Here is a 12,286-nt window from a genome sequence, read left to right as displayed (position 1 = left end):
GGAAGCTGACCAGGCCGGTGACCGCCGTCTACCACCGGGTGCCGGAGCTGCGCCCGGACGCGGGCGTCCCGGACCGCTCCTCGTTCACTGTCTACATGGGGCCCCGCTACGACATGCCGCTCTACCAGTACGACACCGAGGGGAGACTGCGTGAATACCAGAGCTTCCGCGACTTCTCGGTGGAGAAGGCGGGCAAGCTCGGCTACGACTTCCACTCCCGCGTATGAGCACGGCGGCGGGACATCCACGTACCACCGCGCTGCAGGGCTGGCAGCTGGCCGAACTGTGCGACGGCGAGCTTTACTTCACCGCCGAGGACGGACTCCTGCGCGCCCTGAACGACGGCTTCTTCTACGTGCAGCAGCCCGCCGGCACGGACCTGTCGGCGGGGGACCGCTTCGCCCGTTCCTTCTACCTCCCAGCCGAGGACCCGGCAAGCCCCACCGCGGAGCACCCGGACCCGTACCGGGGCTTTCACCGCTGGACGGCCGAGCACCTCAGCCGCCACCAGGGCTACTTCCGCCGCGATGCCGACCAGACCGAACAGTTCTTCCTGGAGAGCGCCTGGTGGGACCAGATCTATCCGGCCGCACTCGCCCGGCAGGCCGAGCGCATGCGTGACTTCGCGCTCGACGTCCAGCGCGCGGTGCTCGCCCGCCTCGACCTGCCGCGCGCACTCTGGGACAAGGCCACCGGACACAGCCTGACCCCACACGGCACACACACCCTGACCTTCAACCACTTCCGCCCGGAAGTGGCCGCGCGCGGCCTGAACATCCACAAGGACTCCGGCTGGGTGACGGTTCTGCGCTCCACCGAGCGCGGACTCGAGGTGGACCGGGACGGCGAGTGGCACCCCATCGACCCGGTCCCCGGCACCTTCATCGTAAACTTTGGCTGCGCGATGGAGATCCTGACCCGGCGGACCGCCACACCGGTGGCCGCGGTGGCCCACCGTGTGGTGCGCCAGCCGCCGAGCGGCGGGGCCAAGCCTGACCGCTTCTCGTACGCGCTCTTCGTCGACAGCAGTCTCGACGAGAGCGTCTGTCCCGGCCTGTTCGCCTACGAGCCGGGCAGCGGCCTTCACCTCCAGTCGGGGTTCGGGACCTTCCTCAACAACATCCTCGACAATACCTACCGGGAGGACACGAGCGGTCTGTACTGAGAGTGCCGCCCGACGGGCGGCAGGCCATGGGCCCGTCGGTGAACAAGTAGCAGCTTTCCAGTCGTATCGTCGCAGATCAGAGCTGTACCAGCGCATCACTTGTTCACCGACGGGCCCGAGAAGCCTCAGGTAGCAGAGTTGCCGTAGGCCACTGCCGGCGAGGTCCCATGCGCACGCCGGGGTGGGCGACGTGCCTGACGAAGGGCTCCTCGGACGCCGCCACCGGCCGGGCCTGCTCGCGCGGAGGGCCGTCTCACCCAGTCGGAAGCGAGGAGAGACGGCCCTCGTCATACAGGCGGGCTGATGTTGGTGGGGTGGCTCTCAGGCCATGGTCGGCACTTCCTTCTCCGCCTCGAACTCGACGTCCAGGTGCGGGTCGAAGGCGTCCGGGCGCACGGTCAGCTCCGTGGTGGCGTAGGTGCCGAACCTCATGATGTGATCGGTCAGGTATGGGCTGATCGCGGTCAGGTCCTCCCCGGTGAACTGCCACCCCTCTGCCTGGAGCTCCGCACGATGTTCATGAGGTCCAGGGCCCGTGTGGAAGATGACGCAGTTGGCGAGCAGAGACGTTAGTTTCACCGCCTTCTCCTGCTCGGCCGGGTCGTTCTCGGCGATCACCCCGCCGTTGCAGAACGCCAGCCAGTCGGTGAAGTTGTTGAACGACTCGACCTTGTTGGTGGCCGCCGTCACCCGGCGCCGCAGCGACGGGTCCGAGATAAACCGCAACAGCTGCACGGAGGCGACAGCGCGGCCGACCTCGCGGAAAGCCCGGTAGATCTGGTTGCGCTTGGAGTTGCTGCCCAGGCGCCGCAGCAGCAGCGGCGAGGCCAGGGTGCCCTTCCCGGATAGCAATGCTGACACGCATGAGGTCCCGCCAATGGGCCTCGACGAGCCGCCAGTCGATGACGTTGCGCCCGCCCTGGTCGAACAGCGCGTCGATGTGCCGGTAGCGGACGCTGGCCGAGGGCGGCGAGCAGGTTGTCGATGAAGGTGTCCATCTGCGTGCGGTCGGCCGCCACGGACGTCCCGTCACCCCACGCCTTGACCAGGTCCAGGCGCATGAACGCGTTGACGACGTCGGCGATCGCCTCGTTTATCTTCTCCACGCTCAGGTGCCGGTTCGTGATCGCGCTCAACTCGTGCGCGGACACCCCGGAGATGTGCCGCGCGGCCTCGGCGAACGTCATGTTGATGCCGCCCACGAAGGTCGTCAGCACATACCGGCCGAACGGGTCCTTCAGCTTCGGGTCACTGCCGGAGGCCGGGCCGAACCGGCGCCACCACTCCACCCAGTACGCCGTGCGCGACAGGATGCCCAGCAGGGTCCGCTCCGGCATCCGCGCCTTCACTTCCGTCTCCAGGGCCTCGGCCAGGGCGCTGACGCCCTTGGCGCGCTGCTTGCGCAGCACCGGCACCCCGTTCTCGTCGATGACCAGGTCCGCGTTGTCCGGGTACCCGGAATCCACCTCCGCCGCGGTGGCCTCCAGCCGCTCGCGCAAGGCCGCAGTGAAGGCGGCGGCTGTGTCCGGCAGCCCGGTCTCCTCGCACAGCTGCGCCAGCTTCGGCCCGCACTCCTCCCAGTCGGGCAGCTGGTCCAGCCAGTTGGCGAAGGTGTCCGAGCCGGTGATGGCCACATCGCCAGTCCGCAGGTGCTCGGCCAAGTAGGTGAACACCAGCGTCTCGAAGCGCCGCCGGTCCAGCATCCCGGGCCTCTTGCGGTCACGTACGGCCCGCTGCCAGTTCTGCGACGCGAAGCCCAAATCCAGCGGCTGGCCCTCGTACAGCTCCGAGATGTACTCGCGGGTCGCGCTCTGGTGGGCCCGCGCGTGCGCCAGCGCGTCCAGCACCCGCCGGTCCTCACTGACCGCCTCGAACTCCAGCGTGCCCACCAGGTCGAACATCGGCGCCCGATCCCGCTTGTAGAACCGGGCTACCAGCACCTCATGGTTGTTGCCGTGGTGGGCGGAGACCGCCTCGATGTCGGCGAACTCCGCCGCGAACGACCCAGAGGACGGGACCGCCTTCTGCGCCATCGCCAGCGCGGCGGCCCGCTTCCCGGCCAGCGCCCGCGCCGCCCTGCGGCGAGCCTTCTTCCCCGCAGGGAAGGCAGCCGGGGCCCCGTCCGGGCCGCGTGGCAGAAGATCGGCGGGGTCGATCCGCTCCAGCACCGTCCGGTAGGTGCCGATCATCCGCTCCACCAACGCCTGCTGCTGCTTGCGGATCTCCTCCAGCTCGTCCTTCGCGTTCTTCAGCCTGGTGGCTACCCGCTTGCAGAACATCTCCGCCAGGTCATCCCGGGCCCGCCGCCGGGCCGCGTGCACCAGGCAGGCCAGCAGCGCGATGAGCTTGCCCGTCTCGTAGTCCCGCAGCTCCGCCGCGTCCAGCGCACCCGCCTCGGCCGCGAAGTCAGCGATCTTCCCCGGCGCGATCCCCTCCAGCCACGCGTCGGTGTCTCCGAGCCCGTCCACCCACTGAAGCTGCTTGTGCTGCTCCTTCAGATGGCTCCAGCTCGGCCGCTTCGCGGGCTCCTTAAGCCGGTTGGGCCCGCTCTTGCGGTCCAGCCCGCCCACCTCCAGCAGCCCCTGCACACGGGCCCGGTCCTCCATAGTCATGCGGGACCTGACGGTGGCGAAGATGTCCTCGTTCACCTCCCGGCGGACCCGCGCGGCCATCTCGTCCAGGGTGCGGAACGCCGGCAGCTCACAGGTCGCCCGGACCAGCTCCTCCAGCGCGACGTTGATCAGGTCCGGCGGGTTGTTCTTCACCAGCGCCGCCCGCCGGATCGCCTCCTCGGCGATCTGCCGGGCCCGCTCCTGGTCGTAGGAGATGCCTTGCCGCTCGCGCACCAGCTTGCGGTGCAGCTTGGCGGTATTCGCCGACTCGTAGTGCGGCCCGGTGCCCTCCGGCAGCTCCAGGGCGCCGCGCACGTGCTCCACCACCGTCCCGGGCACCTCGGCGGCCTTTGGGAAATACCCCAGCTTCTGGTAGCACTTCAGAGCCAGGGCTAGGGCGAGCAGGTGTTCCCCGGAACGGGTCCGCTCCTGGACCCACTCGATCTCCTCGCGCTTGGGGGTGAAGAAGACGTGCATCTCCCGCGCCGACATCAGCCGCTTGAACCGCGGGTACGCGGTCCGTTCTATTGAGGTCACGCTGCCGGTTCCCGCCCCATGGTCCGAAAACGATCACTTCCGCGCGGGACCGTACCAGGGCGATCACCAGCCGATACAACCGCCCCGAACAACCCCGCCCGCACCGACCGTCCGCCCCGTACGCTCGACTCCCGTGGCACCGGCAGACCCCACCCATAACCACCGCCGTAAGCCCAGTCACCCTCCCAGGAACGCGCTGCTATCCCTTTCGGCCGTATCTCGGCTGACCCCCCCTTCAGGACCGGCCGTGCCCCCGGTACAGCTCCAGCTCGGAGTCGAGTTCGACGGCGAGGACCGTGGCGTGGTCGTCGAGGTCGGCGGCCGCGGGCGGGTCGATCCACAGCACGCCGGGGACCTCGTGCAGGCCGCCGATCACCTGGTGGCCCAGCTCGGTACCGGTGCCGAGGACGGTCACGCGGCGTACGGGGGTGACCAGGCCCCGTACGCCGATGGGGGCGCGCGGGATGTCGAAGACCGTCAGATAGAGGGTGCGGCGGTCGGCCGCGAGGGTGCTGGGGCCGTAGTGGTGCCCGGCGGGCAGCCCCGCGACGGTGCCGTACACCGCGTCCGCGTGCCGGGCGATCCAGGCGCCCATGCCTTCGAGGCGCTCGACCTGCTCGTCCGGGATCGTGCCGTCCTCCTTCGGGCCCACGGAGAGCAGCAGATTGCCGCCCGCGCCGATGGTCTCGGTGAAGTAGCGGATCAGCTGGGTCGTCGTCTTGTAGTTGTGGTCGTGGTGCTGGAAGCCCCATGAGTCGTTGAAGGTCAGGCACAGCTCCCAGGGCCCCGCGGGCGGCTCGATCGGCACGCCCTGCTCGGGGGTGGCGTAGTCGCCCTCGCTGAGCATGCGCGCGTTCAGCACACACTCCGGGACCTCGGCGCGGATGAGCCGGGCCAGCTCGCGGATCCCCCACTGCTCCTCGGTGCGCTCCCACTCGCCGTCGAACCAGAGGAGGTCGGGGCGGAATCGGGTGGTGAGCTCGTTCACCTGGCCGTCGCGGTAGGCGAGGTAGCGGGCCCAGGCGTCGAGGTCCTCCTCTTCCTCGGGGACCTCGGCGTACGGGTTGTTCTCCTGCTCGGGTGGCCGTCCCTCGTAGCGGGTGGAGGCGTAGTCGGGGTGGTTCCAGTCGCTGTGCGAGTAGTAGAGGCCGACCTTCAGGCCCTGTTCGCGCAGGGCTTCGGCGTACGGGCCGATGAGGTCGCGGCCGGCCGGGGTGTGCCGGACCACGTTCAGGTCGCCGAGGGCGGTGTCCCACAGGGCGACGCCGTCGTGATGGCGGCTGGTCAGCACGGCGTAGCGGGCTCCGGCGCGGGCGAAGAGGGCGGCCCATGCGCGCGGGTCGTAGTTCGCCGCGGTGAATCCGTCGAGCTGCGCCATGTACGTCTCGTGCGGGACGTCGCCCTCGAAGAAGGACCAGGATTCCTGCACGCCGTCCACGGCGTAGATGCCCCAGTGGATGAAGATCCCGAACTTCGCGTCGGGGAACCACGGTCGCATGGCCATGGCGTCAGCTCCTCTTCAGCCGCAGGGTCAGGATCTGGAACGGGCGCAGATTCACCGTGACGTTGCCGTCCGCATCGGTCCTCGGCACGTCCTGGACCTCGGTGAGCGGGCGTTCCAGCAGGTCGGTGACGGTGGCGCCGGTGTGGGAGAAGCCGGGGCGGAGGGTGGTGCGGGTACGGCCGCCGAGCGATTCGTAGAGCCGCACCACGACATCGCCCGAACGGTCGTCGGCGAGCTTGACCGCCTCGACGACGGCGGCCGGGCCGTCCGTGGTGACGATCGGCGCCACGGCCGCGCCGGAGTCGGCGACGCGCAGCGGAAGGTTGAGCGCGTAGCCCTCGGCGATCGCGTCCTCGATGCTCGCGCCGGGCAGGAGGGCGTAGGTGAAGCGGTGGATGCCCTGGTCGGCATCGGGGTCGGGCACTCGCGGGGCGCGCACCAGGCTGAGCCGGACGGTGGTCGTCGTACCGCCGGCGCCCTCGCCCCTCTCGTGGGTGGTGCGGGCCACGTCGTGACCGTAGGTCGAGTCGCCCAGGACCGCCACGCCGTAGCCCGGCTCGGCGACATGCACCCAGCGGTGGCCGTAGACCTCGAAACGGGCCGCCTCCCAGCTGGTGTTGGTGTGGGTCGGGCGGTGGACATGGCCGAACTGGATCTCGGCGGTCGACCGGTCCGCGTGGATGTCGATGGGGAAGGCGGCCTTGAGGATCTTCTCGGCCTCGTGCCAGTCGATCTCGGTCGCGAAGTCGATACGGCGGCTGCCCGCGCGGACGGTGATGGTCTGGACGATGCGCGAGCGGCCGTCCTTGCCGAAGGCGCGCTCCACGCGCAGGGCGCCGAGCAGCGGGCCCTCTTCCGCGACGGTGACCGCGTCGATGTCGAGCAGATCGGTCCAGCGCTGCCGGTAGTGCTTGTCGATGTCCCAGGCGTCCCAGTAGTTGGGCAGATCGCTGTGGAGTCGGAGGAGGTTGCCCGCGGCGCCCGGGGCCAGGACCTCACGATCGGCCACCAGGTCCCGAACCGAGGCGAGCGTGCCGTCCTCGGCGAGCTCGACCCTGACCAGGCCGTTGTCCAGGACGCGGCCATCGGTGACGGTGACGGCCTCCGGGGCCGGGGCCGCGGTCAGCGGGGCGGTGCCGGACGCCGGCACCCGCGCGTAGACGGCGACGGTGCCGTCCGCCAGCGGCTGGCCCTCGGCCGTGCCCTCGGGGACGGCGACGACCTCGGCGCGCGGGCGCGGGCTCGTGTTGAACACCCGCGCGCCGGAACCGGGCACGGCGGCGCCGCTCAGCGCCGCCATCGCCTCCGCCGTGAGTTCCGTCAGCTCCGCCGCCACCCGCGCGTACTCCGCCTCCGCCTCGCGGTGCACCCAGGCGATCGACGAGCCCGGCAGGATGTCGTGGAACTGGTGGAGCAGCACCGTCTTCCACAGCCGGTCGAGACGCTCGTACGGGTAGGGGCGGTCCGCGTGCAGTGCGGCGGCCGTCGACCACAGCTCCGCCTCGCGCAGCAGGTGCTCGCTGCGCCGGTTGCCCTGCTTGGTGCGGGCCTGCGAGGTGTAGGTGGCGCGGTGCAGTTCCAGATACAGCTCGCCGGTCCACACCGGGGCGTCGGGGTATTCGGCCCGGGCGGCGGCGAAGAAGTCGTCGGGGTGCTCGATGACGACCTTCGCGGAGCCCTCCAGATTCGCCAGCCGGCGTGCCCGCTCCATCATCTCGCGGGTGGGCCCGCCGCCCCCGTCACCGTGTCCGAAGGGTGCCAGGGAGCGGGTGCCGCGCCCCTTGTCCTGGTAGTTGCGTACGGCGTGGGCCATCTCCTGGCCGGAGAACTCGGCGTTGTAGGTGTCCACCGGCGGGAAGTGGGTGAAGACCCGGGAACCGTCGATCCCCTCCCACCAGAAGGTGTGGTGGGGCAGCTTGTTGGTCTGGTTCCAGGAGAGCTTCTGGGTCAGGAACCACTCGTTCCCCGCCAGCCTGGCCAGTTGCGGGAAGCACGCGTTGTAGCCGAAGGAGTCGGGCAGCCACACGCCCTTGGTCTCGATGCCGAACTCGTCCAGGAAGAAACGCTTGCCGTGGACGAGCTGGCGGGCCAGGGCCTCGCCGCCGGGCAGGTTGCCGTCGGCCTCCACCCACATGCCGCCGACCGGCGCCCACTGCCCGTTGGCCACGGCCTCGTGGATGCGGTCCCAGACCTGGGGGTAGTGCTCCTTGACCCAGGCGTACTGCTGCGCCTGCGAACAGGCGAAGATGAACTCCGGGTACTCCTTGGCGAGCGCCGTGACGTTGGAGAAGGTGCGCGAGGTCTTGCGCTTGGTCTCGCGTATGGGCCACAGCCAGGCGGAGTCGATATGCGCGTGGCCGACGGCCGAGAGGGTGTGGGCGCTGGCGTTGGCGGGGCGCTCCAGCACACCGCGCAGGGCCTCGCGTACGTCGGTGGCGGTGCCCGAGATGTCCTCCAGGTCCAGCCGGTCCAGGGCGCGGTCGAGGGCGTGGGCGATCTCGTGGCGGCGGGGGTCGTGCTCGCTCAGCTCCAGCATCAGCTCGCGCAGCACGGTGAGGTCCAGGCCCAGGTGCCACACCTGTTCGTCCAGCACGGCCAGGTCGGCGCGGGCGAAGGTGTAGAGGGGGGCGCGGCCCGCGGTGAGCTTGTCGCCGAGCGGGGTGGGGCGGCTGAAGTCGTTGGCGAGGATGTCGGGATTGGAGGCGGCCTCGATGAGGTACGCGACGTGTTCGCCGCCCTCGGCGGGGTGCGCCACCGGCACGTACTGGTTCTGCGGGTTGACCGCCTTGAGCGGGGCGCCGTCGGGGGTGTGGACCAGTGCCTCGGCCTGGTTGCCCGGCCAGTCGCCGACGAAGCCGAGGTCGAAGACGGCCTCGACGCGCTTGCCCGCCCACGCGGCGGGGACCTCGCCATGCACCTTGAACCAGGTGGTGCCCCAGGGCGGGCCCCAGGGGGTCCCGGTGGTGAAGGGCTCGTACGGCGCCCGCGCCGCCTCGGCGAAGGGCACCGGTTCGCCGGGCGCCTGCCACGCCTCGATCGTGAAGGGCACGGAGGCCGAGTGGGCGGCGGGCTGGACGCGCTGGGTGAGGACACGCTGGACGCGGTCCTCGATGCGGCGGCGTTCGTCATGCATGGCGAGGGCTCCTACGGGCGGTTCAGGTAGGCGAGGCCGGGGTGTGCTGTGGTGTAGCCGTCGACGAGGCGGTGGGCGACGGCGACCGAGTCGACGAGCGGGTGGAGGGCGAACGCCTTGACGGCGGTGGCGCGCGAGCCGCTGTCGGCGGCGTTCATGACCTCGCGCTCAACGGCCTTGACGGCGCACACCAGGCCGGTGGCGTGGCCGGGCAGCGGGTCGACGGAGACGGGGTGCGCGCCGCTCGCGTCCACCAGGCAGGGGACCTCGATGACGGCGTCCTCGTCGAGAGCGCCCAGCGTGGTGCGGTTGCGGACGTTGAGGATGAGGGTGGTGCGCTCGTCGCGGGCGATGGCGCGCATGAGGGCGAGGGCGACCTGTTCGTAGCCGCCGGACTCCAGGTCCGACGCGTCGCGCTCGCCGGCGCCCGCCGCCTCGCGGTTGGCCGCCATGTAGGTGGCCTCGCGCTCGGCGCGGGTGCGGTCCCAGGTCGCCAGCGCCGGGGCGTGGCCCTGCTCCGTCATCTCGTAGAACCGCGCCTGCTGGTCGCGGAGGAAGGCGCCGCGGGTCTGCTCGGCCTCGCGGTAGGCCCGTACCGCTTCCCGGTTGAAGTAGTAGTAGTGCAGATACTCGTTGGGGATCGCGCCCAGGGAGGCGAGCCACTCGGGGCCGAAGAGCTTGCCCTCCTCGAACGAGCCGAGGGCCTCGGGGTCGGCCAGCAGACGCGGCAGTTCGTCGCGCCCGGCGACGCGCAGGCCGCGCAGCCAGCCGAGGTGGTTCAGGCCGACGTAGTCGATCCACGCGCGGTCCGGATCGGCGCCGAGCGCGCGGGCGACCCGGCGGCCGAGGCCCACCGGCGAGTCGCAGATGCCGATGACCCGGTCGCCGAGGTGGCGGGACATGGCCTCGGTGACCAGGCCCGCGGGGTTGGTGAAGTTGATGACCCAGGCGTCGGGGGCCAGGCGGGCGACGCGCCGGGCGATGTCGACGGCGACGGGGACGGTGCGCAGCCCGTAGGCGATGCCGCCCGCGCCCACCGTCTCCTGGCCCAGGACTCCGTGGTCCAGGGCGACGCGCTCATCGGCGGCTCGGCCTTCGAGGCCGCCGACGCGGATCGCGGAGAAGACGAAGTCGGCGCCGCGCAGCGCCTCGTCGAGGTCGGTGGTGTGGGACACCGTGGGCGCTCCCCCGGCCTCCGGCCGTTCGGTGCCTCCCGGGCCGGCCGCGGCCTGTTCGGCCAGGACCCGGGCGACGGCGCCCAGCCGGCCGGCGTCCAGGTCGTGGAGGGTGACGTGGGTGACGCGGCCCGGGGCGCGGTCGGCGAGCAGCGCCCCGTACACGAGCGGCACCCGGAACCCGCCGCCGCCGAGAATGGTCAGCTTCACACCCGCACCACCTTTACTCCTGCCTGCTCGAACACCGAGCACGTGGCCGAGTCCGAGGGGGCGTTGGTCACTACTGCGTCGAGATCCTCGGGGCCGCAGACCTTGGTCATGCCGGTGCCGGGGAACTTGCCCGCGTCGGCGAGCAGCACCACCTGGTCACTGGCCGCGATCATCGCCCGTTTCACCGGGACCTCGATGACCGTGGTGTCCATGATCTGCCCGCTGGGACGGACGCCGCTGGTCCCCAGGAAGAGCCAGTCGGCGTGGAGCTGGCGGAGGTTGTCCTCGGTGAGGAATCCGACCAGGGAGCGGTATTCGCGCCGGAGCACCCCGCCGAGCAGCACCAGCTCCACGGCGGTGTCGTCGGCCAGCTCCTCGAACACCACCAGGTTGCTGGTGATCACGGTCAGCCGTCGGCCGTGCAGTTGCCGGGCGAGCCGGTAGGCGGTGGTGCCTATGTCCAGCAGCACGGACTGCCCGTCCTCGATCATGTCCGCGGCCGCCACCGCCAGGGCGTCCTTCTCGGCCACGCGCACTCCGGCGACCTCCGCGAAGGGCTGGTCGCCCTCCTCGACGACCGCGCCGCCGTGCACCCGGGTGAGCAGTCCCTCCTCTTCCAGCTTCAGCAGGTCGCGCCGGACGGTCGCGGCGGAGACCCCGAGCTGTTCGGAGAGGTCGGTCACGGCCGCCGGGCCCCCGGACCGCAGGGCGCGGAGGATCATCTGATGTCGTCGTTCAGCCAGCACGGCGAGCAGCCTACTCGTCAATCTCAATCATTTCTATGCATCCGCGTGCACCCCTCTTGCCATTTTTGCGCAGAGCCCGCACGATCCTCTGCAATGCCCTGCAGTCTCTGCACACTTTTGACGAGAGGAGGAGCTCGTGGCCGAACCTCCCCCGCCCGGGGAACGGGCTCCCGACGCCACGGGACCCGATGTCCTGGTGACCGGTCTGCTCTTCTACGACCTCGTGATGACCGGGCTCGGCCGACCGCCGGCACCGGGTGAGGAGATCTGGACCCAGGGCATGGGCAGCGGCCCCGGCGGCATCGCCAACCTCGCGGTGGCCGCCGCCCGCTTCGGCCTCGCCACCTCGCTGGCCACCGTCTTCGGCGACGACTTCTACGGGGCGTACTGCCGCGACATCCTCGCCCGGCAGGAGGGCATCGACCTCGCGCTCTCGCGCACGGCACCCGGCTGGAACACGCCCGTGACCGTCTCGATCGCCCAGGGACACGACCGCGCACTGATCACACACGGCCAGGAACCCCCGTACCCGCAGGACGATTTGCTGGCGAGCGCCCCGGAGGCACGGGCGGCCATCGCACACCTCGGCGCCGAGCCCCAGGAGTGGATCGCGAAGGCCGCCGCCGCGGGCACCAAGATCTTCGCGGATGTCGGCTGGGACCCCACGGGGGCCTGGTCCGGCGAGCTGCTCGACCAGCTCTCCCGCTGCCACGCCTTCCTGCCCAACGAGGGCGAGGCGATGGGCTACACACGCACCGACAGCGCGCGGGCCGCGCTCGGCGAGCTCGCCGATATCGTGCCGGTCGCCGTCGTCACACGCGGCCCGCACGGCGCCCTCGCCGTCGACCAGACGACGGGCGAGACCGCCGACGTCGCCGCGCTCGACATCGACGTCGTGGACGCGACGGGAGCCGGGGACGTCTTCGGCGCGAGCTTCACCGCCGCCACCCTCGCCGGCTGGCCGCTCGCCGACCGGCTGCGCTTCGCGGGACTGGCCGCGGGCCTGTCCGTCACCCGGCACGGCGGCGCGCTCGCCGCACCGGGCTGGCACGGCGTCGACCAGTGGTGGCGGACCACCGGCAGCCGCGACCCCGCGCTGCGGAGCGACTACGGATTCCTGGCGGACCGCATCCCCGAGGACCCCGGTCCCGCCCCGCACACCACACCCGTCACCCCCCACACCCTGTAATCGCAGTGCGTACTA

General features: G+C 71.0%; 9 protein-coding genes. 3 read left to right on the top strand and 6 right to left on the bottom strand.

Features of this window, described 5'->3' with window-relative positions; genetic code table 11:
* Window positions 1–17 precede the first annotated feature (17 nt).
* Window positions 18–227, top strand: coding sequence for a hypothetical protein (locus AS97_RS43590; protein WP_210566850.1), 210 nt, complete (start codon window positions 18–20; stop codon window positions 225–227).
* Window positions 224–1,165: a 2OG-Fe(II) oxygenase family protein gene (locus tag AS97_RS43585; protein WP_086707146.1), complete on the top strand. Its 942-nt coding sequence runs from the start codon at window positions 224–226 to the stop codon at window positions 1,163–1,165. Before AS97_RS43590 ends, AS97_RS43585 begins: the two co-directional genes overlap by 4 nt.
* Before the next feature lie 321 nt (window positions 1,166–1,486).
* Here the strand turns inward: AS97_RS43585 and AS97_RS43580 are convergent, their stop codons facing one another.
* The 6 genes from AS97_RS43580 to AS97_RS43555 form a co-directional block, all read right to left on the bottom strand.
* Entirely contained in the window at window positions 1,487–1,969 is a 483-nt protein-coding gene (locus AS97_RS43580) for a transposase (RefSeq protein ID WP_247204873.1), read from the bottom strand.
* On the bottom strand, window positions 1,852–4,314 hold the full coding sequence (locus tag AS97_RS43575; RefSeq protein ID WP_210566849.1) for a DUF4158 domain-containing protein: 2,463 nt from the start codon (window positions 4,312–4,314) through the stop codon (window positions 1,852–1,854). Before AS97_RS43575 ends, AS97_RS43580 begins: the two co-directional genes overlap by 118 nt.
* A gap of 235 nt (window positions 4,315–4,549) precedes the next feature.
* Complete coding sequence (locus AS97_RS43570) at window positions 4,550–5,818, bottom strand: alpha-L-fucosidase (RefSeq protein ID WP_210566848.1); 1,269 nt, start codon at window positions 5,816–5,818, stop codon at window positions 4,550–4,552.
* Window positions 5,819–5,822: 4 nt separating this feature from the next.
* Window positions 5,823–8,951, bottom strand: coding sequence for a glycoside hydrolase family 38 C-terminal domain-containing protein (locus AS97_RS43565; RefSeq protein WP_210566847.1), 3,129 nt, complete (start codon window positions 8,949–8,951; stop codon window positions 5,823–5,825).
* A gap of 11 nt (window positions 8,952–8,962) precedes the next feature.
* Entirely contained in the window at window positions 8,963–10,336 is a 1,374-nt protein-coding gene (locus AS97_RS43560; protein WP_125758565.1) for a 6-phospho-beta-glucosidase, read from the bottom strand.
* A complete protein-coding gene (locus tag AS97_RS43555) occupies window positions 10,333–11,082 on the bottom strand; it encodes a DeoR/GlpR family DNA-binding transcription regulator (protein ID WP_014057528.1) in 750 nt (249 codons plus the stop codon). Before AS97_RS43555 ends, AS97_RS43560 begins: the two co-directional genes overlap by 4 nt.
* A gap of 136 nt (window positions 11,083–11,218) precedes the next feature.
* Between AS97_RS43555 and AS97_RS43550 the strand changes: the two genes are divergently transcribed.
* Window positions 11,219–12,271 (top strand): carbohydrate kinase family protein, encoded by a 1,053-nt coding sequence (locus AS97_RS43550; RefSeq protein WP_210566846.1) that lies wholly within the window; start codon window positions 11,219–11,221, stop codon window positions 12,269–12,271.
* Window positions 12,272–12,286: the final 15 nt, after the last annotated feature.

The organism is Streptomyces sp. AgN23, assembly GCF_001598115.1.
GTDB lineage: Bacteria > Actinomycetota > Actinomycetes > Streptomycetales > Streptomycetaceae > Streptomyces > Streptomyces antimycoticus.
The sequence above is the reverse complement of the archived record's forward strand: the minus strand, read 5'-3'. Positions and strand labels throughout refer to the sequence as shown.

Coding starts and splice junctions, on each gene's coding strand:
- AS97_RS43565 (WP_210566847.1), bottom strand. CDS start 8,951: ATGCATGACGAACGCCGCCGCATCGAGGACCGCGTCCAGCGTGTCCTC.
- AS97_RS43570 (WP_210566848.1), bottom strand. CDS start 5,818: ATGGCCATGCGACCGTGGTTCCCCGACGCGAAGTTCGGGATCTTCATC.
- AS97_RS43585 (WP_086707146.1), top strand. CDS start 224: ATGAGCACGGCGGCGGGACATCCACGTACCACCGCGCTGCAGGGCTGG.